Source organism: Pseudoalteromonas sp. TAP-3C, assembly GCF_059888565.1.
Window position 1 is genome coordinate 292,784 of sequence record NZ_JCBFEM010000002.1, and the last position, 26,435, is coordinate 319,218.

The following is a 26,435-nucleotide window of genomic DNA, read 5'->3' on the forward strand; positions in this document are numbered from 1 at the left end:
AAGTTGTTACTTTATGATACAAACTGATAAATTAAATAAAATATTTACTAGGGATTGCCATGATCGACTTCAGCAGCAAAATAACCCCCGCACGCATGCAGCGCACCACCGCTAATTTACAAATGGCGCTTGAAAGCGATCGTGGCCGAATTATTAACAGTGCAGCTATTCGTCGCCTACAACAAAAAACCCAAGTGTTTCCACTGGAGCGAAACGCGGCTGTGCGCTCACGCCTGACTCATTCATTAGAAGTACAGCAGGTTGGCCGCTTTATTGTGCAGCGCATTTTTGCCAGTTTAAATTATCAACAACAAAAAGAATATGGTTTATCCGGCCTTGAGCGCCCATTAGAAACCCTCGTTGAAATGGCCTGCCTAATGCACGACATTGGTAATCCGCCATTTGGTCACTTTGGCGAAGCGGCTATTAATAATTGGTTTAATGCTAATTTAGCCAGCATTACGCCGGAGCGCTGCCAAACAACAAACAGCAGTATAGGGGTTATTTTTAAACACTTAGCGCACGATATTTGCAGCTTTGAAGGTAATGCCCAAGGTATACGCATTATTCATTCATTACTAAACCTCAATTTAACTTATAGCCAAAGTGCAGCCATTTTAAAATACACTCGTCCAGCAAGCCTCGCTAAGCAAGATATTCCACAAAATAAAAACTACCTGATGAAAAAAGTAGGGTATTACTACAGCGAAAAGAGTTTCGTAGAAGCACTGCAAACAGAGCTGAAAATAGAGCCCTATTGCCGCCACCCTGCCAGTTATATTATGGAAGCGGCCGATGATATTTCTTACTGCCTTGCCGATATAGAAGATGCGGTAGAAAAAGACATACTCACTACGCAGCAATTATGTGAACAACTTAAAAAACACTATCAAAAAGCATTGATTAACCTCACTCTTGATGACACCCAACACCACAGTTTTGTTGATGACGCTATAAACTACGCCATTGAACGCGCCCAAGCACAACCGGTTAATTTTAATAGTGAGTTTTTTATATATTTGCGGGTTTCCTTGCTGCATCCATTAGTAAACCATGCAGCCAAACGCTTTATACAAAATATAGAACCCATTTATCATGGCGATTTTAACCACGCATTATTAGAAGATCGCAGCTACCTGCATGCAGCAACCCAAGCGCTAAAACACGTCGCGCTTGAGCATGTGTTTTCTCACAAAGAAGTAGAAAAACTCGAACTGCAAGGTTATCGTATTATTAATGGATTACTTGAGTGTTATAAACCCTTACTACAATTAAGCAGTGACGACTTTAAACGCGCCCTGCATGGCGATAATCGTTTACTCATAGAATCACGACTGGTTAAAAAGCTCTCTAAAAAACATTTAAGTAGCTATCAGCATGCCATTAGTGCCATGCAAGAAGAGCCCGACCACTTTGCCGCTTATGAGTTTTATTATCGCTGTAGACTTATTCAGGACTACATAAGTGGAATGACCGACCAATTTGCTTACGACGAATACCGTAGCCTAATGGTCATTGATTGATTTTTTCATACTAGGTTAAGCCCTAGATAATTTTTTAGTTTGCGCTTAATATTAGCCAATTGATGCTTTACCGCTGTTGAGTTTTATGAAACTGTTACTGAGTTGCTTGCTTTTTTGTTTTTCTTTGTTTTATAGCGCAAGCAGTGCTGCCTATAACGAAGCAATGTGTATTCTTATAAAACAAGAAATGCAGCAATACAATAATAACAAAGCCAGCCGACTATACCGAAATGCAGCCCGCGACTTTGAGAAAAACTGTCGCAAACCGTCACCTGTGCGTACTCAAACCAAAGTAGTGACGAAAGAAAAACCCATCATTAATGAAACACCGACTAAACAGGCAAAACCACTTGCTATTGAGACTCACGCAGCAGCAGAGCATAGTACCCCTTCACTTGACCCTATAAAAAACTCACGTAGTAAAAATGACAACGCGTTGGAAAAACCCCAATCCGATACCGTTTTATCATCGGATACGCCTTCTATACACAATCAAAATACCGCAGCTCAACAAGTAAAACCGATACAAAATAATACAAAACAAGCGATTGATACGCAAAAAACGGATGTACAAAAAACCATTGTTGCACCAACGCAAACGCCAGCCCCCATCAGCGTCAATACAGCAGAAAAAACACAGGCATTCGCTCTATCAGCGCCTAAATCAAGCGTTAGGTCACTCGTTTTACCTAGTATAGTGTTACTGTTGGTCGTGTTAATTACGCTTGTGGTACTACTGCGTTTACGCCATGTAAAAAATAACAAACAGCCATCGCAAACCGCCTTTTCAACGCTGAACACCGTTACAGAAACGTCAACAATACAACCGAGCATAGCAACAAATAATATTAAACAAAACACTACGTCAGCGGGCAAAAGTGAGCCGACCGCAACCGACCAAACCGTTACAGTTAAAGCAAAACCTGAACTCAACACCGCGGAATTTGAAGCCGCAGCTAAAGCGACCTTAGCACGTATTAAAAATGCAGCTGACTTTGCAGAGCCACAAGTAAGGGAGTTTGATCCACAAGCCAAACAAACTAAAAAACAGCGTAAACCTATTAATCAACCAACCGAACAAGCAATGTCGAGCAAAAAAGCAATACCCGTTGCAAATTCACAGGAGGAAACGCCCCCCATTGTATCGCAACCATCAAAAGCACCACCGCATTCATCTAAAGCGCCATATTCTTCATTAGATACAACAGCTGAACACGAATTTAAAGAGCCCGAAATACGCACCTTTGACCCTGATGCACCACTGCCAACAAATAAAAAAACGCGCCACACCCAGTCAGTAACAGTAACGCCGACAATGCCAAACAACGCCGATAATCAAAAGGGTATCAGCAATCCATTTGCCAACTTATCCCTTGATGAAAGCTGGGATCCCAATTCCCCCGAAAAACCCAAAGTAGAACAAAAGCAACGCGCACCAAAATCTCAAGCACTCATAGAGGCCGAAGAACGCGCAAAAAAAATGCAAACCAAGGAATAACTTACACACATGAATGTTATGTTATCAGCTAAATTAAGACACTTTATTTGTATCGCATCTTTATTGCTGATGGCTTTATTAACTCATCACATTTATGCCATTGAAGTAACTCAACCTACCAATAAAGACACAAACCTAACCACTACTTTAAATATTAGTACTGGCGAGTGGCCGCCTTTTTTAAGCCAATCACTGCCTCACCAAGGCGTAGTTGCACACTTGATCAGCGATATATTTGCACAACTTAATATTAGCGTTAATTTTACCTTTTTACCTTGGCCACGCGCTTACCATGACACGATTAATGGTAAGTATGGAGCCAGCGCAATATGGATGTTTGAACAACAACGCACCCATGACTATTTGTATAGCGAGCCGGTGCTAAACGAACGTTTTGTATTTTTTTATCAAAAGCAGCGCCCCTTTAACTGGCAAAAACTCAGTGATTTAAAAGGCTTATTACTCGGTGGTGGGCTTGCATACAGTTACGGCAAAGAGTTTGATAAAGCAGCAGATGAGGGCTTGTTTGATATGTCGCGGGTAAGTACAACCGAGCAAAATTTTCAGCGCCTCGCTATCGGCCGCATTGATGCTTTTGCCGAAGAGCAAAGCGTAGGCTATTACACCTTGGCCAGTAAATTACCCGAGCTGTTTGATTCTATTACTCATCATCCAAAGCCATTATTAATCAATCAAAGCTTTTTATTATTCCCAAAAAACAACGTAAACAGCGAAAAATTACAGACCCTTTTTAACCAAGAACTATTAAAGTTTAAACAGACAGGACGCTACCAGCAGTATTTTGAAAATTTAACACAAGGGCGTTACCAGCCACCTCAGCACACGCTTCAATTGCCAAAATAATTGCCTTATTGTGTGAGTTAGCGAATTTAAAAAGCGACTTCAAAAGACGGGTCGCGCGCATCGAGCTATGGGCTGCGGGCAAACATCCTATCCCTACTTTTACCACCTGTAGGTCGTCATTTATGGCGACAATAAGCTTCTTTAAAGCACAACGCCTCTTTGCTTTCTTTGTGCATAATTTACTAAAATTCATGTGAACATCAAACTGGTAGCAGCGGATTCATCCCGCGTTTTTGTGTTTAATAACCTAGAACTAACGCGATGTAAAATCGCTGCTACAAAAGACGTTTATTACTAAAACAATTTTTTCACCACAGAGGGCACCGAGGCGCTTTGCTACACCGAGAAGAAAAAGCTACGAGTATCGGGCTACGAGTATCGGGCTACGAGTATCGAGCGAAGAGCTTGCGCAATCCTAGCACCTAGTCACTTCCCTAAAACCTAGCGCCTTTTGTCACGTAGGTGTGCGGCTCGTTGGCATTTAAATTATAGGAGAGATATTTTGGCTATAATTACACATTAAGAGCGTATCACCTTAGTAACTTTGACCCGGTACACGTTAACTGATTAAATACTGGTAACACTAATTCGCAGTGAGTCACTTTTTATATGAATTTAGGCAGGAACGATCCGTGCCCATGTAACAGCGGAAAAAAATATAAGCGCTGCTGCATGGATAACATCTCAAAACAACATGCAGACGTATTTGATGACATAGCTCAAACATTGACGATGCACCCTCATTTAGGCCTTGAAGAGCTAGAGCTTATCACTCAACATAAAGTTACTGATATCAACAACAATCTACAAGATGATTTTTGCGGTTTATCAGCCAATCAAATGGATAATTGGCTTCGGGCTCCGTTCAATCAATTAACGAGGGTAACAATAAATACACCGACTAAACTAACAGCAAGTCCTGTTATGCGCTACTTAGCGTTAATACTTGATGAAGCAATGCAGCAAGGCGGATCATTTAAAGCCACAGCCAAAGGTAATTTACCCGCAAAACTAGCTAAGCAAGCCAGCGAATTACTACCTGAGTTTGCCGTATCTGAGTATGAAAAGCATGTCAGTATTAGTGAATTTTCAGGGAGTAACGAAGACAAAATTAACGCCTTGCATTACACCCGAATTTTGGCAGATATTACTGGCATTATTTATTTTAAAAGCGGCCGTTTTCATGTTAAAAAAACAGCCCAAAAACAGTATCAATCACAGGGAATTAAAGCCTTTTTTTTACCCATGCTTGAAGCGGCCACCACACACTATAACTGGGGCTATTTTGATAACTTTGAGAGCAATGTTGATCTGCGTATTTTTTGGGTATATATGCTATGGCGATTACAAAAGCATGGCTCAGTTGAGCAGTTAATTGAAGAAGTTATTACTGCATTTCCTGCACTACTAAATGAAATACCTGCAACTCAGTATACAGAGCCAAGCAAGATGTTGGGTACTCTGATCGAATCTCGTTTTATTAAACGTTTTTTAGAATTTTGGGGATTTATCAGCGTTAACCCTAAGCGATTTTCAGATGGCAAGCCCATTAAAATACAAACAAATATACAACCGTTATTAACACACACCTTTGCATTTGGGATGTAAACACCCATTCGCCTCACATAGTGAGGCGAATAATACGTTTAATTGCCTCATTTAAACGTTAGCGAATTTGAAAAGCCACCTCAAAAGACGGGTCGCGCGCACCGAGCTGCGGGTTTCGAGCGACCGGTTTCGAGCAACGGGCATCGAGCTATGGGTACATACTAGTTCCTACAACCTAGCGCCTTTAACCTTTAACCTAGCACCTTTTATCACCGTAGGCGTTAAGCTTGCTGACGCGAAAAGCGCAGCTTTTAATATCTAAGCCCGATCCCCGCAACTCGTTGCTCGATGCTTTTATTAATACATGTCGCGTTGGCGACGGCAACCAAGGGGCTATTTGTCTTCAAATAATCTCTGCTGCAAGTAATTCATCCCTGAAGCTGGGTTCCTGTCAGCCTCCACTTCCTCGTGTTGCGAGGAGCAATCTATTTCCTCTCCACTGAAATACACACGATAAGTTAAACTTGCTCAATCGCGACTAATTTATTTACTTCTACCGGTCTTACTAACGCCGTTTCATAAAATGCAAAAACCTCTTTAACGTACGGCTGTGAATAATGCGCATTCAGAGCTTCTTGCGACGTAAATTGTTCGACTAAAAACAAGCATGTATGCTCACTATTGGTGTATAGCTCAAATCGAATACAGCCAACCTCAGTCTGTGTAGGCTTTAAAATTTGCTGTAAACGCCCTTTACAGTCATCAAATAATGAAGCTTGAGGTGTTATTTTTGCCACTATATTGATCATCTTTAATCCTTATTAATTAATTTAATAACCACAGAACGAATCGGCGGCGCTACAGTAAAGGCCACTAAAAAAGCCGCAGGCCAAGCATTAATAAATGCAGTTAGCCAACTTTGCACAAATGTGTCACTTAAACCTAAATTAACGTAGGTCACCCATGCAGATAGTAAAAACGACATCATGAACGAAAATGCCAATGTAAAAATAAAATGAATTTTCATATTTCCTCCTTGGCGTTACTATATTCAAAAGCTTGGGGCTTCCATACTCACAAAAATGCAAACTAAGATTGAGAAACAGAAATGCTTGATGATATCCACTTATTTATTGAGGTAGCACGGCGGAAAAGTATGAGCCAAACTGCAAAAGATTTAGGCTTAAATTTATCGACTCTATCGCGACGTATTCAAGCACTTGAAACCAAATTAACAGAGCCATTATTGCAACGTACAGCAAGAGGGATAGTGCTAACAGCAAAGGGGGAGCAGCTTTATACATCACTCGCAGATTCAGTGTTAGCGCTTAATAATCAAATAACCGCCCTTAATTGTGCCAGCAGTAGTAACAATACCTTTTATTTATTATGCCCACAGAACATCATTGCAGATCTGCTCATGCCTGCGCTAAATACATTTATAAAAGATAATCCTTCGCTAAATTTTCACATATCACCGAGTAATGCCAATAGTCAGCTGAGCCAGCAACGCTTTGATCTCGCTATTCGCATTGGCCAACAACAAGACTCAAGTTATTATCAAAAACGCTTAGGAGCCATTGCAGTTAAGTTGGTCAGTAAAAAAAATGCACCACAAACTCGCCTGATTTTACCTTACACACAAACACAACTACCAACAGGCATGCAGAACAAACTAACAGAGCAGTATAGCGACATAAGTTATTGCTTTGATATAACAATAGCCAGAAAAATGGTTGAAGAAGGTAATGGGGTTGGTTTATTACCTATGAGTGAAATTAACTGCATTACTGACAAACAGGCTTTTGACTATATTGAATTGCAGCCTGCTTTTGCAAACCGGCCTATTTATGCCCTATGGCATAACACACGCCAGCCAAGCAGAAATGCAAGTCAGTTAATTGCTTTAATACAAAACATAATTGAGCAAACGCCATGCTTACAGGGAGATATTGTTAAATTAGGTTAAAGGGTTATTTATGCTGTAGACGGGAATTTACTGACGCGAAAAGCGCCGCTTTTAATACTCGACGCTCGACGCCTTTTAGCAAAACTGTTCAAAAATATTCCTGATATTCTTGTTGGTCATTCGTCACCTCTCGGCGCTCTGAGCATTAGTGTGTAGTGATTATGAAAATACAGTACTTTTCAAATTTGACGGTTAAAGCTTGATATCATTTAAAACATCTTTGCAAAATGATTTAAATACATCAAATGCTTCTTGCCACACCAATTTATGACTACCGTAAATCATTGGAACAACATATTCATTAAAGCGCGTTTCATAGAGTGAATTAGTTTGTAACACGTTTAAAGCAAACTTAAGTTCAATAATCGGTTCTGCCATAAATTCTAAATGCTGATTACCGTAACGGGTAATATCTTCCGCGATGACTTTTTGCACTAAAGGTACTACATCTTGAACATCCGCCAACCCAGCGTGTTGAATATAATACGTATCATAAATATGGCGAATTAGCGCAGGATCATCGTCTCTTTTATTATCACGTGCAAAGCTCGCTGTCCGCCTAAGCATAGACACTAACTTTTCAGCTTGTGTACCCTTAATCCGACATTCCGCAACGCTTTCAGGAATAAATTTCTTGATAGATACTGCCCATGCAATCAATGATTGTCCTGTTCCTCTGCTCTATATTCAATACTAATTCCTGTGTTTCACTTAGCGTTAACACATGAATACCCTGGAAACAGAAAAATACCCATCGCGCTGTTGGGTTTTGACAGGGCTTGTATTTTAAGTTGGGAAAATGAGCTTCCTGCGCTTTTAACTCAGCCCTCATTTTATGCTCCAGTGCGGCGTAAACCATTAAACAGCACGTCATTATCATTAACAGTGCCTCTATCCGCTCTGGTTTTTTCAAGTAAAGTGATGAGGTTAAAAAGTCAGGGCTCTTTAAAAATCGAAATCCTTTCTCAACACTTTGTTGGGATTTGTATAAACTGAGCATTTTTTCCATCGACAGCGAATCGCGTAAATCATTCGTCGCCAGTATAAACATGCCTTTGTCTTGTAACCTCGTTTTTCTCGCTGCTAGTGTCCAATAAACTGTGCCTGTAATTTGATATTCAATACTATCGGGTTGTTGCATTAGCTTTGGACGACCACTGCGTTTAAATACGCCCTGCTCAATGATTTCATGCGCATATACTTCACTGTCAGGATGCCCTTTTTGCCACGTTTTTAATGCTTGCTCTGCATCTAAACGACACGCAAATTTTTGTTTGTTTAATTTCTTAAAGGATTTTAGCGTTTCATTGCTTTCTTTTTCCATCCGCTTAGTGAGCGTATGTTGCTCTCTATTTTTGGCTTGCTCACTTTTGAGCAATAACCAACGCTGCTTGACTTCTCCATATTCTGATGTCAACCAAGCGCCGCTATAGCCATTGTCCATCTGCTCGAAATCGAGTGTATGTTGTGCCTTGATGGCTTCTTTAACCTGTTTTAATTTTTGTGGCGCACGGGAAATAAAAAGCTGCGCTTGTTCGTGAAGTGATTGGATCGTTTCTGCGGTATAAAGCGCTGCATCGCCAATAAAGTAACGGCTATTCTGTGCCGCTTTGAGACTGCTTATATGCTGTTTTACAATCTGTTTAAAGCCTTCGCTATCATTGCTATTACCGCTGGCTGCTTGCATATAAATAGGGATCCCCGCTCTGTTTTCTGTGATCAAATTCAATATAACTTGATTTAACTCAGGGCGGTGATCTCGACTATAGCCTTTGACAAGTTTGATCGCTTGGCTATCAATATCATCCTCATACTTACCATCAACATGAATACTGGTTGAGTCTAAATTGATACCTTCACAAGGAAGGTTTAAGTGCTTTACAACGTGGGCTGATAAGGTTTGATAAATACCGGAAACACCGGCGTCATACAGTTTATCAAGGCAACGACCTAATGCATCATCATTAATGTACTCAGCTTTTATCCCTTCTCCAATAAGGCGCTCAACGGGGCGCTCTTTAAAGTATTGCGGATACATATGCAGAGTGCGGCCAACAAAACCAAGCCCATTTAAAATCATGGCTTCAACAAGTTGACCATAAGAAATCAACTTATCAGGGCTTTGCTCAGGGAGTGATTGATCAATTAACTTAGCAATACCAAGTTCTTTGTTCATACCTGCAACTAAACCTAAATGATCAAGACTTTTTGTTGAATAAGACGCCATAAATTTTACACCACTTAAAGATAAGTAATAGATCAAAAATGGAGATCGTCGTCAAGCTTTTTTATTAATTTTTTTGGGTGCGGAAAGACGGCTTAATACTAGAAAAATCCATCAGCGGCACTTCTGGTGCCTGTTGAGTTACCTCGTTCACTAAAGAAGATATATTGCGGCTTTGTACATTATCAAAAAGTAACGTTTCAATAAGCTCTAATTTATCGTAAGCATGGGGCTTTTGAATGGGCTTGAGGATAGCGAATATCAATTTGTTGATATCGATATTCATCAAAAACAGTTGGAGTATTTTCTATAGAAAAATAATCATGTGAATTAATTGCAGCAATTAATTGTAAGTGGAGCGCTTTTCTAGCCTTTCTTCTTTTAGTTTTAGACGTGTTAGCAGTTAAATCTTTGGGAATGATTTTTATATCAACATCTTCAGACATCCTATAAGTTTTAATGCCTGACTTTGTTAATGCTGTACCACCTGAAAAAACTAAAAAATGCGTATCAAAAGATAACTCACAAAGTAGCTTAAGTAATGCAACTACATAGTAATCTTTTTCAACAATGGCAGGGTTACCCATACCAAGAGCATCCGCTACATCTAAAAATAAATCGCTATCAACTCGCATTGATAGCGCTATTATTTACAACAATTTTACGCTTAAATCGACTATTGGTCATTATTTTAAACGAAGCGGGAACTTGTAAACTTTCACCATTAAGACTGCGTTGTGTAAATTCATCAAACTGATACTCAACGCCCAGTTTTTCAATAGCTTCTAAAATGACTCCATCTGCACCCGCAGGTGATGCTGGCATTAACTTACCAGTAATGCGATTTTCTCGCGCTTTAGTATAAAGCCCATAGCCAATGCGTAACAACTGGCCACTATCAACTAGCTTTTTTAAAACACGGCCAACTTGGTCGTAACCTGCAATATCAGCAAAATCAGCGCGCTCAAAAACATAACGCTTAGAGCGATTTATTCTTGTGGTTACTTTACTTGCTATTGTCATATTAATTACTCTCGTTGCTTAGATAAAATATAGCAAACATACGACATCTAAACAATGCAAACATACGACACTTAATTGATGTAATCACATCATCTTGATGGTATTAAACACCAGTGACCCGCTTTGCCTGTGATTATTTTAAAACCCAATTTCGGCTTCGTGTAACGAGCTGCGTACAGCGAGCTGGTGCAAGCATCCTAGCACCGAGGTGCGACCTACATAGAAAAGACAAAAAAAGCCATAGGTTACGTATTAATCGCCCCTAATACCTTTTACGACCCTAGCGCCTTTACCATCGAAACTTAAATATACGCCTTCATCTTCGGTAACTGTATCACTTGTTTGTTTAACTCTTCTGCCGCAGTTTTAATAACATTAATACATAAATCAATATGCGCTAATTCAGTTGTAGACAAGTTATTTTCAATAGTAGTCGCTTTGGCCCTATTTATTGCCGCTAATACTGACTGAATTGTTTGGCTCATCAGTAGCTGCATACGCGCAACAGAAATATCAAACTCATCAGCAAAATCAGCTAACATATAGGCTGTTATTTCATTGCTAAAGTTACCCGCGCCTTGTGAATTATAGTCACCTAGCGACATTGCATAGTGCCTTGAAATAGCTGGCTTTGCCCCACCTTTTGCACAATCAATGCCCGTTTGTTCAATAATCGCTTCTATGTTTACCAAATCGTAAAACGGTGTGAGCTCTAAGCCATGTTTACCAACAAAAAAACTAATGTTTTTACCGTGAGCATCATAATTACGCACTAAAATATTAAATGTCATCCAACGAATAAGTTGCGCCTGATACGCTTGCAGATTCGCTGTTTCAATATTAAATAGCTTAGGAAAAGACACCCCATCTCGAATATAAATACCGTCACCTTCATCACCGTGCTGACGCTCGTATTTATAAGAAGGAGGTAAATTAGTCGCTTGGCAACCATCAATAACATGGCGACGTAGAACGCAGTTTTGCTCTTTAACAACACGCCTGTCAAAGCGATCGATAACAAAGGCCCGCATTTCACCATAGCTACGCAATTCAACATCAGGCACGTCAAGTCCTGCACCTTTTGCCAATAACATAGTAAATAGTTCGTTCACTGCGATGCAAGGCGCAGCGCCCGTTTCAAACTTAAAGATTTTATTAGAGCATAACTCGCCTTCACCAAACCCGAGTTTGCCATCTATTTCGAGTAGGTTAAGTTTATCTTGAACTCCAGCAACAGAAAGCCTCGTTCGCCCATCCCACAGTGTAATAGGCTCGCCAGCTTGCTTAAAACGGTTCAGCTTTTGACTTAACTCATCTTTAGTTACTTCACGAAAGGATGTTCGCTTTGTTGTACTTTTACTTGCTCTAAACGACAAAGCACCTGAGGTCTCCTCGCCAATCACTTTAATTAAACCGAACGTATTATTTTTAGAAATGGTCGTACTGCTAATAATTTCTTCAAGGCCTTTCCCTTCAGGTAATAAATTTTGCAAATAATTACGTACTGCACGAGAGTCAAAATCGCCATTGAGTGGCAAGTGTGGTGAAACTGCAAACCCCTCACTTATCCATTTAGGCTCATAAGTAAATGAAATCTCATTTTCAGAGCCTATTGCCAGCGTTATCTCGGCCACCTTTTGCGATTGACCGATAAACACATCTAAACTGCTTGTTTTAGTACCACTGTTCATCGCTCACCCCATCATCGCTATGAGCTAAATCATCACTAATAAGGCTAAACGACAACCCTAAGTATTCCATCACTTTCAGTACATTATGCAGCTGCACAGTAACATCGGCTTTTTCTATTTTTATCAAGGTAGGCTTTGAAATATTTAATGCTTGTGATACATCAACTAAAGTAAGCTTCATACCTGTACGTTTTGCAGTAATCGCTTTAGCCAGCTGCATAGGCGAAAACGGTTTAGAGAGATCAGGCATTTCAGTGCTTTTAACCACCCTACCTAAGGTTTTTTTTACTGGCGTATCATTCATGATTAGTCAACTATAGTTTACTTATATAATTGATTTTAGAATTTAAAGCCCGAAAGTCAACACTGATTTACTTTTAGTTTTAAAAAGCAAATCTGTTTTATATAAGTAAATTTTATTTTACTTATAGAGCATAACAACAAGTGTAATCTTCAAAAGTAAACTAAAAGCCACTTATGGATTTAAAGTTGAATAACTGCCTGTGTAGTTATCCGAGGTAAAGTTGGTGAGTGAGTTATTTATTTTTAGACTAAAACTTGAGTTATAAGACCAATTCACACAAAGAGAAGATAATGAGGGTAAATGAGAATAGCAAGAAAAAAGCTGCGGGTTTCGAGCAACATGCATCGAGCTATGGGTACATACTAGTCCCTACAACCTAGCGCCTTTTATCACCGTAGTCGTTAAGCTTGCTGACGCAAAAAGCGCTAAGCCCGATCCCCGCAACTCGACGCTCAATGCTCGATGCTTTTATTGATATATGTCGCGTTGGCGACGGCAACCAAGGGGCGTACGATTTTCACAGTTGACTCTGCTGCAAGTAATTCATCCCTGAAGCTGGGTTCCTGTCAGCATCCATGCTTCCACTTCCTCGCGCTGCGAAACTTCGGTTATAAAAATCGTCCTGTTTTTTACCCTCCGGGCCAGCAAAGCTGTTCAAAAATATTCCTGATATTTTTGTTGGTCATTCGTCACCTCGGCGCCCCGAGCATTTTGCACTTTCCTCAAAGCCACAATTGATATGAACGTAACCGCCGTGTATTCGCCCAACTTGCACATCCATGTACGCTCCCCAGTTCGGGTATCCATACCCTCTCGTTCAAAACTGCGTTTTTCACCCAAGTGCCTGTCACGGCTTTGATTGCATCCATGCAATCAATTACTCATCAATTGAGTCTTTTCGGGTGTGATCACGGGGGATTTAACTCAGCACTCGCCTGCAAATTTGTTGTTATTAAAAGCGTTATGTATATTAAGTTATCTTAACTGTTTGAGTAATTTTAATGGCTAATCAAGATAAAAAAGGTAAATGGCTTTCGAGTAAAAAAGCTATGAAGCATTTAAAAGTATCTGGTTGTGAGTTAATGCACCGCCGCGAACGTGGTAAGCTTAAGTTTGAAAAGCGCGGTCGCGCTTATTTTTATTATATTGTAGTTAGTAATAAGACTACGCTTAACTTTTAATATGTAACCTCATTCGAGATTTTTGCCAGATTGCTGGCGGCAACCAAGGAGCGGATACCGCCGTCCGCCCTTGGAACCCCACGGCGCCCCGAGGATCACATTGCTTCCTCAATTTAAATTAATGATATGTACGTAAATGCTGTGTATTCGCCGTCCATGGCGAAGTCACAGCTTAACGCGCATCCATGCGCTGTTATTACTCATCATTAATTTAATTTCGGGTGTGATCACGGGGAAATATTCTTAACAGTAGCCTTTAAGCAAAGTTTGTCGATGCACTATGAGTTATGTATATTAAAGTGTTTCTAAATAACAGCCACAGTATTTTAAGGATAAAGAATGAATTCATTTGCTAAAATAGAAGAAGTTTTTGATTTAAATTATTCGGATGACATAGATGAAATTAAGTCTATATTTAATCAATATATTGAAATTTTCTCACATCTTCATACACAACCTGATCTTCTCATCGATGATGATTTTAGAATCATTAATCAGTTTCTAAACAAAATTTCTAGCAATCCCCCTGTGTCAGGATAGTTGTCGCCTCTAATTTTTAGTAGAGGTAGAGAAAATGAGACGTCGATTTACACAAGAATTTAAAGTTCAAGCGGTTGAAAAAGCATTATCTCAATGTGATGATGTTCGTCTAGAAGATATTGCAGATGATTTAGGTGTCGGTTATTCAACGTTACAACGTTGGATAGCACTTGCAAAAAAACATCAACTTGAAACACATCAGACGGGTAGCCAAATGACAACAGAAAAACGGCCACAAGATTGGAGTTTAAAAGAAAGACTCAGCGCGATTATTGACTGTGGCCATTTAGATGACACAGCTATTAATGAATATTGTCGTAGTAAAGGGCTTTATCCGCATCATATCAAGCAGTGGAAGCAGGACTTTGCTCAAGAGCCTAAAACGACACTCGCTAAATCAGACAGTAAACAGTTAAAGCAAGAAATAAAGCAGTTGCAAAAAGAACTTAATCGTAAAGACAAGGCGTTAGCTGAAACAGCAGCACTACTCGTTCTTAAAAAAAAAGTGGATGCTATTTGGGGTTTCAACGAGGACGATTAACGACGACAACAGAGCGACATGAATTAATAAAGCTCATTACTGAAGCGCAAAAATCAGGGGCAAGACTGAAGCAAGCATGCGAGTTGCTGGGCTTAACAGCTAGAACAGTGCAGCGTTGGGTGGCAGAGGATGAAATGGTCGATAAACGAACATGTACAACAAAGCAGTCGCCAAATAAACTCACAGAGCTTGAGCGACAGCGAATTATCTCTATTGTTAATTCGGTTGAGTATGGGCATTTACCGCCGAGTAAAATAGTGCCCAAGTTGCTTGATAATGGCGTATGGATAGCATCTGAGAGTTCATTTTATCGGGTTATGAAACGTCACCATTTATTAACGCACAGGGAAAAAGTGAAGCCAAATAGGCAGGTAAAAAGGCCAAAGGCACTCACTGCAACCGGTGCGAACGAAGTTTATACATGGGATATTACGTATTTACCAACAACGGTTAAAGGCGAGTTTTTATACTTGTATTTAGTGATGGATATTTTTAGTCGAAAAATTGTGGGGTGGCAGGTTCACGATACACAGTTAAGTGAACTAGCAGCTGATTTGATGACAGACATTTGTGATAGAGAGCAAATAAAACCAGAGCAAGTCACGTTACATTCGGATAATGGCAGCCCAATGAAAGGCGCTACATTATTGGCTACGTTACAAGAGCTAGGCATAGTACCGTCGTTTAGTCGTCCCTCAGTGAGTAATGATAATCCTTACTCTGAGTCGTTATTTAAAACGTTGAAATATTGCACAGAGTACCCAGAAAAACCATTTATAGACCTAAGTGCAGCAAGACAATGGGTGGCAGAGTTTGTAGATTGGTACAATAATGAGCATTTGCACAGTGGTATAAAATTTGTCACACCAAACCAGCGTCACTTAGGGTTAGATAAAGAAATATTGGCTAAGCGTCAGCAGGTAAACGATGCTGCTAAATTGAATAACCCAGGTCGTTGGTCAGGAAAATCACGCGATTGGTCAATGATTAAGGAAGTAAATTTAAATCCTGAGAAAAAAGAAGAGATGCGGGCGGCATAAAATTTAACTCGAGGCGACAACTAACTTGAAAAACTCCGGGGGTAATACTTAACGCACGTAATTTTTCTGTGTCTATAACTTCGTTAGCTTCGAGCTCAAATGCTTCTTTTAGCACAGCTTGCATTGTTGGAAAGTGCTCTTCGAGCGTTTTTAATAATTGTTTAAAGCCACTGGCACTTAGAGAGTCAAACTCTTTTTCTGTTGCACCAGATAACGATGTTAATATTAGCCCAATGCGTTCATCTAACGTTGTGCCTAATTTCTCTGTATCAATTTCTAAGTCTTGAATTAGCTGCTTTAATCTTTCTTTACGTTGGTTTTGATTATCTTCGACGTTATGAATGTCATCTGATAATAATTTGGCTGCACCTATACCTGAATGAATAATTGTTTGAATTTTATCAGTGCGACTTATGCCTCTGATTTTTCGACCATGTGCTTTAAGTGCATTTGAAAGCTCTGCATCGGTGCAAGTTCTTAATATTCTAAGCACATATTTATCAGCAAGGTCTTTTCCTTGAATTTCATTCAGTAAGGTAACTATTTCATCAGGAATAAATACTTCTTGGCGCTTTTTACTGATAAATATCAATCCTATATCCCTTAGGCTATTCAAGGCATCTAGCACACCATTTTTAGGAATAACATCAACTAAATGCTCGACAGCGGCGCATTCATCAGTCGTAAGGTTTAGCTCATCTGCAAGCACATTAAGAATACTGCGTTCATCGTCGGTAACTTTGGCATCACGGTTGTTCTTTTCATCATTAAAATATGCTTCTTTCATACAAGCGTGATAAATCTTTAACGCACGATTTCTTTCAGAAAGCCCCTCAACTGCTCCCAGTGAAATACACTCATTTAGTTCTTTAGAAAGCTTGGATAATTCAGCCCACTCTTTTTCATAAAGCGACTCAATCCAGCTAATTCTTGCAACACCATTACCGTCGCGGCTTAATATATTCACCAGTAAGTTAAGCTGTGCTGTACTCATTAAAATCTGTTCTTTTACAGAAACTTTGAAGAACTCGCGGACAGTATTAAATAGTTGAGTTATTTCGCTACCAGATGCATTTTTGATTTGGCCGTCGATATTATCGATTGTTTTAGCTAGCGTTTTATTATTTTTAGCGGCATCAGAGCAAAGACGATCGAGGCATGAAATAAATTTTGATTTCTCTACTTGGTTTACAATTGATAGAACTTGATTGAGCTTCATTGCAGAATCCTTTCTTATTATGTGGTTATTAACCTATCAGTTAATTTTGATTTTTGCAACAATTGTTCAGCGCGCATTAATCTTTATGCTTAGCGCTTCTAAAATCTATGCAAGTATTGGGGATTGTAATTGTCGTTTTACCATCATAGATAGAGTGATAAAGCGTAGAGCTTTTGATGTTAAAAAAAGGCCCCGAGAAAGATTTTGAAACAGAATCACACTTTATTTTTATATTACTTTTTACTGAACTTTTATCATTTTTCATTAGCTCGATTTGTTTATCTGCGTAAGCAAGTAAATCTTCAGCATCAAATTTAGCTACTAAAGCTGCTGGAATAATAGAAACAATTAAAAAAACAAATAAAGAATAAGCTATAACAAGAATATTGATCCCACAACGTTGAATTTTATTAGGTTTGTTAATCTCTATGGGCTTTATCAGGTCTTTCTCTGTGTAAGGTTTAACGTGCTTATTTGTACTGTTAAAGCTACTAAATTTTAATTTAGACCAATTGATAAATTTATCATTAATGAAGATAGCTATTACACCAAGACATATGCATAAAAGTATGGAAACCAAAAAGGGTTGTTGTAGGTACATTGTCATTGTATTTAATAGTACTTGTTCGAAGTTGATAGGATAATAATCAGTATCAACATGTAGCTGCTCTAAATATTCAGAATAATAAACAGTTCCTTGAATATAAAAGAAAACTGTTAACAGCCAAATATATTTTTGTAAAACATCTAACGTAGTTTTTACTATCTCTGATATCTTCATTTCCATTTCCTAATTAGTCACAGTCAACCAACTGGTCTCAACTTTTCGAAAGCATGTCTAGAAGTTAAAATACCTACTTTTGCATGAGCAAGCTCAGTACTTACAATTAATAAAAATTGCATTTTTAACTTAACAAACGCGAGGTAAACTCCCGCCTACGCCACGACCTACAAATTTAAAAGCTGCGCTTTTCGCGCGAGCAAGCTCTGCGCCTACAATCACATTAAAATTACACAACCACTTGTTTAAACCGTGCGAACGTTCGCATGCTTTCATCGGCAATCATTACTTCGTAATCGGGGTTTTGAGCGATTAGCTCGTATTGCCCATTAGGTAATTTATTCACTTTGCGCAGTAAGTACTGCCCTTCCCCGCCTATATCATCTCGCTCTATCGCCACTATTTGGCCGCGTAGCGATCCTGCTTTATCAGGAGTTATAAGCTCAAGTAGCAGTAAATCACCATCAAGTATTGGGTGCTTACCGCCATTCATTGAGTTACCTGATGCATGCGCTAAAAAATGCACTTGCGGGTCGAGCTTGCCTGCGCCAAGTGTTGCGTCGATTAATTCCATGTCGCTTTCATCCCCTGTTTTAAAATGCCCACAGGCAATTTTTATATTGGGGAAGTACGGCAGCTTTAATGCGTTATCTTGCTCTTTTTTTACATCATCAAGCTGTTTGAATTCTAACTGAGCCACATTATCAGCTTGTTGCTCTATATTGTTTTGTTCACTTGTTGCTACGTTTACTTTTAGCCGTTGGCTGTATTTAGCTAAGCTGTATTCAATCAGCTCTAACACGGCGTTGTTTAATAATTCGAGTTTATCTGCGGGTACGTCAAACGTGGCTTTTACTGTGTCGTTTTCTAGCGTAAACCACTGCGTGCCATCTTTATTTTTATTGGTGTAAGCTTTGATTGGGTTTTTACGCCAGTAGCTTTGCCACGTTTGTGAATCAGCGGCAGCTTGCTGCTCTTTGGCTGATAAATCGTGTTGTTTTAAATTTGGATGACGCGCTAATACTTTAGCACTCATAGCTGCAAGTTCTGCAACTGTTGGGGGAATAGCAAAACCATTTAATGCCACATAAGCTTCAAGCAAGATAGCTTTAAAGCATTTGGTCATACTGGTTGTTTGTATGCCCTTATGTAAAAAGTCATAGAACGGCGCTAGTTGCTCAGCACCTTGTTGTGCTTCATCATCAATGTTGTGTGTTTTAGCAATTAGCTCAAACCAACTAGTGTAATTGCTGTTTACCTTTTTTATATCACCATAGTGGTAGTAAAACTCACTTAAGGTAGGTAAATGCCCGAGTTGCTCAGCAAGTTGTGTTATATCTTCAAAGGCGGTGGTGCGCTGCGCCTTAGCAAGTTGTTGCCAAAAGTCGGTGACTTTTAAATCAATATTTATAAAGCAACCGTCAGCAAGATTTGGCTTTTTAAGCTTTTTAACTACACCACTTGGCGTAGTTTCATGCAGTAGCGCATAAGGCTTATTTAAAAAGCTATGATGGTTACCGATAAAGTCGAGCACCACTAAATGGGTTTTACCTTCTAGCGTACGCAAGCCACGCCCTAATTGCTGTAAAAACAGAATTTTAGAATCACTTGGGCGCAGCATTAATATGGTATCGATGCTGGGCAAGTCAGTCCCTTCATTAAACAGATCAACGGTAAATAGTACTTCAACTTGGCGCTGCTCTAATTGTTTAAGCGCCTCATTTCTGCGTACTTTTGATTGACTGTGAACTGACAGCGCTTTTACACCCGCTTTATTAAACGCATCAGCCATGTAATCGGCATGTTTGGTGGAAATACAAAAGCCTAGCGTACGCTGTTGTTTATATTGCTGCCACTGTGCAAGCGCATGATCGGCACGTTTTTGTGTCACAAATTTGTTCTCTAGTGCTGCGGGATCAAATCGACCATTGCGCCATGGAATGGCCTGGTAGTTTACGTTTTCGTCCCAAATACCATAGTAATGAAACGGCACTAACGTCTTTTGATCTATCCCTTGCGTTAAGTTTCGCTCAAACACTAAGTTGTTGTCACACAATCCTAAAATATCGGCTTGGTCGGTGCGCTCTGGCGTGGCGGTTAAACCCAGTAAAAACGGTGGTTCAAAATAGTTTAATAGCTGGCGATAAACACGGGCGCTGGCATGATGAAACTCGTCAACAATGATGTAGTCGAACGCCGTTGGCGCAAATTGTTTTAAATGATTACTACGGCCAATGGTTTGAATAGAGGCAAATATACAGTCGGCGTTTTTGTCACGGTGTTTACCGTTATAAAATCCCGTTGAAAGCGGCAGTAGTTCAGCAAAAGTTCGCTGTGCTTGTACAAGTATTTCTTCACGATGCGCAACGAATAATACCCGTTTAGCTTTAAATTGTTTAACATCAAACGCGCTTAACCATGTTTTACCCATGCCTGTTGCTAACACTACTAAGCCACGTTTAAAGCCTTCAGTGCGAGTTTGCGCTAAAGCATTGAGCACTTCAATTTGAGCTGGCCTTGGTGTTTTAGCTTCGCTTTGCTCAATAATTTGTTCCGCTGTATCGGTATGGTTTACCGCTACAAACTGCTGTACTTTTCGCCTAGCAATGTAGTTATTAATCCATTCATGGCTTAAATGGGTGACAAACTCATGGTTGAAAATATGATTAAAAGCATTGCGAATACTCAAGAATTGCTGCGCTGCTTGGCTTGTTTTTGGCTGCATGTAATCATGTCTAAAATTCCACTCATGACCTTTAGTCAATGCGCTGGCGCTAATGTTACTGGAGCCGATGAATGCACAACCAGCCGTAATTTCGTTGGTGTCGTTTGTTTTGACAAAAATATACGACTTCATGTGAAAGCTTTGGTTGCTTTTTGTCTGGTAAATACGCACATCGGCACCACGATCAACTAATACCATTAGCTCTCTGAGCGCATTAGGATGAGTAATATCAAGGTAATCGGAGGTTAACAGCTTTAATGTTGCGCCACTTTGTAAAGCTTCATTGAGTGGGTCAAATAACAAAGCCAAGCCACTGGGTTGGATAAATGACACTGTGATTTCAATCTCTGTGGCATTATTTATTGCATGCACAAGATTGGGTAATAGCGGATCATCGGCACCCGTAATAAGCTGCTGCTTATTACTTTGCAATTGGTGCTGTTCGTTAAAACTATTCATTTATTAATTCGCTGCGCGTTAATTATCGCATTAAGCCACACTTCGCTTTCACGCTCTGGTCGTTGGTCGACCGTTTGCCATTGTTTTATTATTTTAAGCTCGGTGTGCTGAGTAATGAGCGCGGTTAATCCGTCTTCATTTAAATCGGTAAATTCGCGGCCATTGTGTATACGCTCTTGCGTGCCGTATTTAAACGACACATACAAAACCCCGTTGGGTTTTAGCGCATTTTGTAGCTTTAAAAATACCTGAGGGAGTTCGTTCTTAGGCACGTGAAGTAAACTGGCGCAGCACCAAATGCCGTCGTATTTATTTGTACAATTAAGCTGCTGAAAGGTTTTAACCTCTACAGCTTGTTGTAAGTAATTACTGGCTAACTTTGCAAGCTCGGAGCTTGCGTCAAACGCGCTAACAGTAAAACCTTGCTGTTTAAAGTACATGGCATCGCGGGCGCTACCGCAGCCAGCATCTAAAATATGACCGTGGTTAGGAATAAGCGGTAAAAACTCAGCGTAAAGCGCCGACATATCAACATTAAGCGTTGAGTCGCTAAAGCTTTGTGCGTTTTGATTGTAGTAACTGAGTGTTTTAGTCGGCACTTAATTTACCGCTCCGTGGTTTATGAATAATACTTAACTACTAACTTGTTAAGCTTTGATTAAGTTTAATCCTAATCTAACATGAAAATGTATTAAAAACATAGAATTTTCTGATTAGTACCAAGTACATAGCTGCTAGTTAGAAAAAATTAAGAATTTAGTCTTGGTTATATTTTATTTAACGAAGGTGCTAGGGTTTAGGGTTTAGGGTTTAGGGTTTAGGGTTTAGGGTTTAGGGTTTAGGGTTTAGGGTTTAGGGTTTAGGGTTTAGGGTTTAGGGTTTAGGGTTTAGGGTTTAGGGTTTAGGGTTTAGGTTCTAGGTATTAGGTTTTAGGTTTTAGGTTTTAGGTTTTAGGTTTTAGGTTTTAGGTATTAGGTTCTAGTCTTTAGGAAAGTGATTAGGTGCTAGGTTTATTTTGAAGCCCGTAGCTCGAAACCCGAAACCCGCTGCGTTTTAACGCAATATTGACGCGCTAAAGCACGACCTACTGGTGATCTAGGTTTTAGGTGTCGTCAGCAGCACGCGATTTTTAACTTTTGACAGGACGCGGGGTGAACCCGCTGCTACGCGATTTAATGTGCATTTTTAGCCCTTCACCTTTAACCTTACCCATTTTAATTACTTTAACTCGCTAATTCGGCTATCGCTTTTTGGCTAAACGCGTGCATGGTCACATAATGTTGTTTTTTAATAATCGTTTTCACAATTTCTTGGTCTATATTCAAATAATCATGCACAAGGGCATTACGTAAACCAATTATTTTACGCCATGAAAGCAATTCGTTGTCTGATAAAGCCCCAAGTTGCGTTAGTTCGCTAAATGTTTGATAAGCGTTACTGCTGGTACTGTTTTTATATTTTTTAAGCCAATGCTTTGCCAAACCAATACACACTTCTGTCATTAACTGTAACAAGCGCTCTGCTGCACGATAGTCTCTACTATTAAGTTGATCTATTTGGCTTAATTCGTCGAGTTCTTGCATATATTCGTCGATATGCCGTGTTACTTCACTAATATAAAGTGATATTCCTGTATCAGTCATGCTTACTCGCTATCATCTCAAATTCAAATTGGCTGTAAATTCGTTGCTGCTCTTTCATCGCTCTAAGGCTATTTTTTCCTAAAATGGCCTGCCCGTATTCTACTACATTGAATGCAAGGTAACTGGGGATTAAATTTATATCAACAATTGAAATAAGCTGCTCGTTTAGGCTAAGCGCATTACTGATTTCAAGCTCGAGTTCTTTGGGTCTGAGTCGTTTATCAAACGCGCTAAGGTTAAAATTTTTAAAAGCGATAGCAAGATCTATATCACTATGCGGTTGCGCTGTACCTTTGGCATGAGAGCCATATAACCAAACCACCTCAATGTCGCTATTTTGCTGCAAGTAATTAACTATCTGTTGAAAAATATCATTGCCCACAATACAAAACCATTAATAAAAAGCTAGCACAATCATAACTTATCTGTTTTATAGTGAACACTAAAACCTGACGAATCCCCACAAAATAAAAATTAATGGTAGACTCTCATGATTATTTGTGATCAAATTTTTTCACTATAAAAAAACTCACTCATAATCATGAAAGCCACCGAAATATTACACAAAGATATTGCCATTGCCTACCCTGAAATTCATAAAACACGTTTAAATACAGTCTTTACGTTTGTTAACTCAGGCTTGCGTGACCAGCGCGTTACTGTCACTTACCTAGGCCGCGGATTAAAATCATTTTCTAATACCGATAAAAAACATGATATTAAACGCGCAGACCGTTTGATTGGTAATGCTAACCTGCATCAAGAACGTCTTTGTTTCTATGAACATATGACCGAATGCTTAGTAGGCCAGCAACAACACCCACTTATTATCGTTGACTGGTCACCTATTAATGGCGGCGAAATATTTCAAGTGCTCAGGGCAAGCATACCAATGGGGGGAAGAGCGTTAACGCTCTATGAAAAAGTGTATCCTGAAAGCGAATTAAATACCGAAGCGGCTCATCAACACTTACTCGATAGCTTGGCACAGTGTTTACCTGCAGATTGTCAGCCTATTATTTTATCTGATGCTATTTTTAGAACGCCATGGTTTAAAGCCATAGAAGATAAAGGCTGGTATTGGCTTGGGCGCGTCAGAGGCAATGTGACCTTATCTAGCGACCTTGAGACATGGCGAAATTGTAAATCATGGTTTGAGCAAGCAACAGATAAACCACACCTTCTGACACAGATTTACTACGGAAAAACAGTTCGTTTCGCGTGCCAAGGTGTTTTGTTTAGAGGGAAAAACAAGGGACGTAAAAAAATCAAAAAACGGGGTGGGCAATCTCAATGTACAACGGTTAAATACCAACAACAAAAGGCCAAAGAGCCTTGGCTACTTGTGTTTAATTTACCTACACAATTTACAGATAAGCCTCAACGGATTGTGACTTTATATAAACAACGTATGCAAATAGAAGAAAGTTTCAGAGACACTAAGAATGCAAAACTTGGCATTAGTTTAGCCTTTGCAAATTCAAGAAGCGCAGAAAGGTTTGATAATTTATTGCTCATAGCGGCGTTAATGTTGTTTGTCTTATGGTGCATAGGGTACACCGTGTCGGCACAACAAGGGGATGCGGCATTACAAGCGAATACAGAGAAAAAACGACGAGTATTGTCCTATATTTATCTTGGCAAAGAAGTGGTTGATGATCCTAGGTATGAGCCTGATGGGCAGTTCATTATTTATGTGTATAGCCAGTTGTCACTTCTGACTATACAAATTGATAATTTAGGCTAAATTCGTGGGGATCTCTCAGCACTAAAACCGATAATTCACTTTTATTTATACAAAATGGTTTTAAGTGATTTATTCACAAAAAGACCATGAGGTGCTAGGTTCTAGGAAAGTGACTAGGTACTAGGTTTGTGTCTTAGCCCGTCGTCCGTTACTCGAAGCACGAGCATTTCGAGCTCTTCTCATTTACCCTCATTGTCTGCTCTTTGTGCAACTGGTTTTAAGTAATTTATTCACCACAGAGGTTAAGAGGCGCTGCGCTTTAGAGAAAAAACACCAAGGCTTTATGTAGGTCGTGCTTTAGCGCGTCAATTTTCAACATTAGACATTGTCGCCATAAATGACGACCTACAAAGAAATGTTCCGCAGCACACCGCTTTTGTCTGCTCATTTACCCTCATTGTCTGCTCTTTGTGCAAAAAAGGTTCTAGGTGCTAGGATGTGCCAGCGGTCCGCTATTTTTAACCTTTGACAGGACGCGGGGTGAACCCGCTGCTACGCGATTTAATGTGCATTCCTAACCCGCGTACTGGTTTTTTAACCCTTCACCTTTAACCCTTCCCCCTTAACCCTTCACCCTTAACCTTTTTTCATTTACTTTTTTCTTAGCCAAAACAAGCTGCCTTCGGTGGCTATCCAGGCTTGTTTGCCAAGTGAGTTTAAATAAATGCCTACCTCTTCTTTGCTACCTGGGCTGTAAAACTCAATTTGGTCACTTTTTAGTTTTTCTTGCCCGGTGAGTATTTTTATAAAATGCTTATTAAGCTGTTTAAGCTGCTTTTTGTATTGCTTAGCTTGGCTAGAATCACCATTTTTATGAAACTCACTCAAGGCGCGACTAGCTGTGGCATGGAGTTCTTCGCTGTCAAAGTCGGCCAAAAACGCATCCAGCTTTTGCCATTGGCCTTTGATTACATAGCAGTTCATTAACCAATGGCGATTCGCTTGGTTGTCCATGGGGTTTAGTTGCAACAGTGCTTCCAGCTCGTCTATGGCAAGCTGTATATTGCCTTGTAATGCGTTAATTTGTGCACGATGCGCTCGTAACATCATATAAGGGCGTGTTTCGTGGATAAGCCAAAAGTGGCCTTGGTTTTGTGCTATGTATTGCTCTGTTATAATGCCCTCAAACAGTTCAAGTAACGCTTCTATCGGTTCAAACGCGCTGGAGGTAAAGTCGCTAAGGATTGCTTCCATTAAATGATCAATCACTTCGTCGTCGAGCATTTTAGCAGCATCAAAATCATCGTTGCGATGTTCACCTGCAAACTCTTCTAAAAATTGTTCGTTAAACGCGGCTTCGTCTTCATCGCTCCAGCTTGTGTCTTCAATAAAACGAATGTTGTAAAGTACGTCGGCTACAAAGTAAGTGTAATTTTTTTTAAATGCTTGCGCTAAGCCTTGGTTGTCGGCAAATTTTTTCACTGCAGCTTGTTCAGCGCTAAACGCACTAAGTACCTCATTCAAACTTGCTAGCACCTCTTTTTGATGTTTTTCTAGGCTGCGTTTGTCAATAAACTTCAGTGCCTGTAATGCCCCTTTACAGTAATTTGGTAAAGGCATATTTGCTTTAAGTGAGTCGCGATAATCGCTTTTCGATAAGCTGCATTTAGTGGGCATTTTAAGGTCTTCGGTCATCACTTTATGCATGCTGATGTTATAACTTGCCATCAAGCTTTCAAGGTATTGTAACTCAGCGTCTGTCGTAAAATTAATTTCACCTAATAGGTCTGGCTGCCATTGGCTGGGCATTATTACGTCGGGCAGTAAGCCTAACCCTAAAAAGTAGCCCTGAATAAAATAGTAATCGGGCTGTTTTGTACTTAGTTTACTGAGTTTTATCACTTCGCTGCGAATTTTAGCTGACGACATAAGTTATACCTTTACTGATTCATTTACTTTTAGTGTACCTATAGAT

The 26,435-nt window shown here is 39.7% G+C and carries 24 protein-coding genes; 9 read left to right on the plus strand and 15 right to left on the minus strand.

Going from position 1 to position 26,435, the window contains the following annotated elements:
- Positions 1–59: 59 nt before the first annotated feature.
- The 4 genes from dgt (at position 60) to AC6H44_RS17210 (ending at position 5,493) form a co-directional block, all read left to right on the plus strand.
- Positions 60–1,523, plus strand: coding sequence for a dGTPase (gene dgt / locus AC6H44_RS17195; RefSeq protein WP_500739086.1), 1,464 nt, complete (start codon positions 60–62; stop codon positions 1,521–1,523).
- Between the two features lie 85 nt (positions 1,524–1,608).
- Positions 1,609–3,021: a hypothetical protein gene (locus tag AC6H44_RS17200; protein WP_500739087.1), complete on the plus strand. Its 1,413-nt coding sequence runs from the start codon at positions 1,609–1,611 to the stop codon at positions 3,019–3,021.
- A 9-nt stretch (positions 3,022–3,030) separates the two neighbouring features.
- Entirely contained in the window at positions 3,031–3,885 is an 855-nt protein-coding gene (locus AC6H44_RS17205) for a substrate-binding periplasmic protein (RefSeq protein ID WP_500739089.1), read from the plus strand.
- A 609-nt stretch (positions 3,886–4,494) separates the two neighbouring features.
- Entirely contained in the window at positions 4,495–5,493 is a 999-nt protein-coding gene (locus AC6H44_RS17210) for a YecA family protein (protein WP_500739090.1), read from the plus strand.
- A gap of 458 nt (positions 5,494–5,951) precedes the next feature.
- Here AC6H44_RS17210 and AC6H44_RS17215 read toward each other — a convergent pair whose 3' ends face one another.
- Both AC6H44_RS17215 and AC6H44_RS17220 read right to left on the minus strand, forming a co-directional pair.
- Positions 5,952–6,242, minus strand: a complete 291-nt coding sequence (locus AC6H44_RS17215; RefSeq protein WP_500739091.1) for a putative quinol monooxygenase — start codon at positions 6,240–6,242, stop codon at positions 5,952–5,954.
- 2 nt (positions 6,243–6,244) lie between these two features.
- Positions 6,245–6,460 (minus strand): DUF2798 domain-containing protein, encoded by a 216-nt coding sequence (locus tag AC6H44_RS17220; protein WP_500739093.1) that lies wholly within the window; start codon positions 6,458–6,460, stop codon positions 6,245–6,247.
- 129 nt (positions 6,461–6,589) lie between these two features.
- Here AC6H44_RS17220 and AC6H44_RS17225 point away from each other — a divergent pair, with 129 nt between their 5' ends.
- On the plus strand, positions 6,590–7,402 hold the full coding sequence (locus tag AC6H44_RS17225) for a LysR family transcriptional regulator (RefSeq protein ID WP_500739094.1): 813 nt from the start codon (positions 6,590–6,592) through the stop codon (positions 7,400–7,402).
- A 192-nt stretch (positions 7,403–7,594) separates the two neighbouring features.
- Here the strand turns inward: AC6H44_RS17225 and AC6H44_RS17230 are convergent, their stop codons facing one another.
- From AC6H44_RS17230 to AC6H44_RS17255, 6 genes are all read right to left on the minus strand, one after another.
- A complete protein-coding gene (locus AC6H44_RS17230; RefSeq protein WP_500739095.1) occupies positions 7,595–8,062 on the minus strand; it encodes a hypothetical protein in 468 nt (155 codons plus the stop codon).
- Positions 8,022–9,629: an IS1634 family transposase gene (locus AC6H44_RS17235; RefSeq protein WP_500739096.1), complete on the minus strand. Its 1,608-nt coding sequence runs from the start codon at positions 9,627–9,629 to the stop codon at positions 8,022–8,024. The genes AC6H44_RS17230 and AC6H44_RS17235 overlap by 41 nt, the downstream gene beginning before the upstream one ends.
- A 212-nt stretch (positions 9,630–9,841) precedes the next feature.
- Positions 9,842–10,261 carry a nucleotidyl transferase AbiEii/AbiGii toxin family protein gene (locus AC6H44_RS17240; protein WP_500739097.1) on the minus strand — a complete coding sequence of 140 codons (420 nt, stop codon included), beginning with the start codon at positions 10,259–10,261 and terminating at the stop codon, positions 9,842–9,844.
- Positions 10,251–10,649 (minus strand): DUF6088 family protein, encoded by a 399-nt coding sequence (locus AC6H44_RS17245; RefSeq protein ID WP_008113525.1) that lies wholly within the window; start codon positions 10,647–10,649, stop codon positions 10,251–10,253. Before AC6H44_RS17245 ends, AC6H44_RS17240 begins: the two co-directional genes overlap by 11 nt.
- Positions 10,650–10,951: 302 nt before the next feature.
- Positions 10,952–12,340, minus strand: a complete 1,389-nt coding sequence (locus AC6H44_RS17250) for a HipA domain-containing protein (RefSeq protein ID WP_500739098.1) — start codon at positions 12,338–12,340, stop codon at positions 10,952–10,954.
- Positions 12,324–12,644: a helix-turn-helix domain-containing protein gene (locus tag AC6H44_RS17255; RefSeq protein WP_500739099.1), complete on the minus strand. Its 321-nt coding sequence runs from the start codon at positions 12,642–12,644 to the stop codon at positions 12,324–12,326. The genes AC6H44_RS17250 and AC6H44_RS17255 overlap by 17 nt, the downstream gene beginning before the upstream one ends.
- 1,001 nt (positions 12,645–13,645) lie before the next feature.
- On the opposite strand from AC6H44_RS17255, the gene AC6H44_RS17260 reads away from it, so the two are divergent.
- The 3 genes from AC6H44_RS17260 to AC6H44_RS17270 all read left to right on the plus strand — a co-directional run bounded on the left by AC6H44_RS17260 (position 13,646) and on the right by AC6H44_RS17270 (position 15,946).
- A complete protein-coding gene (locus AC6H44_RS17260; protein ID WP_500739101.1) occupies positions 13,646–13,825 on the plus strand; it encodes a hypothetical protein in 180 nt (59 codons plus the stop codon).
- Between the two features lie 339 nt (positions 13,826–14,164).
- Positions 14,165–14,365 (plus strand): hypothetical protein, encoded by a 201-nt coding sequence (locus tag AC6H44_RS17265; protein WP_500739102.1) that lies wholly within the window; start codon positions 14,165–14,167, stop codon positions 14,363–14,365.
- A gap of 34 nt (positions 14,366–14,399) precedes the next feature.
- Positions 14,400–15,946 (plus strand): IS3 family transposase gene (locus AC6H44_RS17270; RefSeq protein WP_500739103.1). Its coding sequence is split into 2 segments (ribosomal slippage): positions 14,400–14,862 and positions 14,862–15,946, totalling 1,548 coding nucleotides; the frame shifts between segments, so codons are not numbered across the junction.
- On the opposite strand, the gene AC6H44_RS17275 is transcribed toward AC6H44_RS17270, so the two are convergent.
- From AC6H44_RS17275 to mntA, 6 genes are all read right to left on the minus strand, one after another.
- The gene (locus tag AC6H44_RS17275) at positions 15,894–17,165 is read right to left on the minus strand and encodes a hypothetical protein (protein WP_500739105.1); all 1,272 of its coding nucleotides are present in this window, start codon (positions 17,163–17,165) and stop codon (positions 15,894–15,896) included. The genes AC6H44_RS17270 and AC6H44_RS17275 overlap by 53 nt on opposite strands.
- 76 nt (positions 17,166–17,241) lie before the next feature.
- A complete protein-coding gene (locus AC6H44_RS17280) occupies positions 17,242–17,946 on the minus strand; it encodes a hypothetical protein (protein ID WP_500739106.1) in 705 nt (234 codons plus the stop codon).
- A gap of 229 nt (positions 17,947–18,175) precedes the next feature.
- Positions 18,176–21,130: a DEAD/DEAH box helicase family protein gene (locus AC6H44_RS17285; RefSeq protein ID WP_500739108.1), complete on the minus strand. Its 2,955-nt coding sequence runs from the start codon at positions 21,128–21,130 to the stop codon at positions 18,176–18,178.
- Positions 21,127–21,729: a class I SAM-dependent methyltransferase gene (locus AC6H44_RS17290; protein WP_500739109.1), complete on the minus strand. Its 603-nt coding sequence runs from the start codon at positions 21,727–21,729 to the stop codon at positions 21,127–21,129. Before AC6H44_RS17290 ends, AC6H44_RS17285 begins: the two co-directional genes overlap by 4 nt.
- 624 nt (positions 21,730–22,353) lie before the next feature.
- Complete coding sequence (hepT, locus tag AC6H44_RS17295) at positions 22,354–22,773, minus strand: type VII toxin-antitoxin system HepT family RNase toxin (RefSeq protein WP_500739111.1); 420 nt, start codon at positions 22,771–22,773, stop codon at positions 22,354–22,356.
- A complete protein-coding gene (mntA, locus tag AC6H44_RS17300; protein WP_500739113.1) occupies positions 22,766–23,155 on the minus strand; it encodes a type VII toxin-antitoxin system MntA family adenylyltransferase antitoxin in 390 nt (129 codons plus the stop codon). Before mntA ends, hepT begins: the two co-directional genes overlap by 8 nt.
- Positions 23,156–23,314: 159 nt before the next feature.
- On the opposite strand from mntA, the gene AC6H44_RS17305 reads away from it, so the two are divergent.
- Positions 23,315–24,520 carry an IS4 family transposase gene (locus tag AC6H44_RS17305; protein ID WP_500735106.1) on the plus strand — a complete coding sequence of 402 codons (1,206 nt, stop codon included), beginning with the start codon at positions 23,315–23,317 and terminating at the stop codon, positions 24,518–24,520.
- A gap of 591 nt (positions 24,521–25,111) precedes the next feature.
- Here the strand turns inward: AC6H44_RS17305 and AC6H44_RS17310 are convergent.
- On the minus strand, positions 25,112–26,389 hold the full coding sequence (locus AC6H44_RS17310) for a tetratricopeptide repeat protein (RefSeq protein WP_500739114.1): 1,278 nt from the start codon (positions 26,387–26,389) through the stop codon (positions 25,112–25,114).
- Positions 26,390–26,435 lie beyond the last annotated feature (46 nt).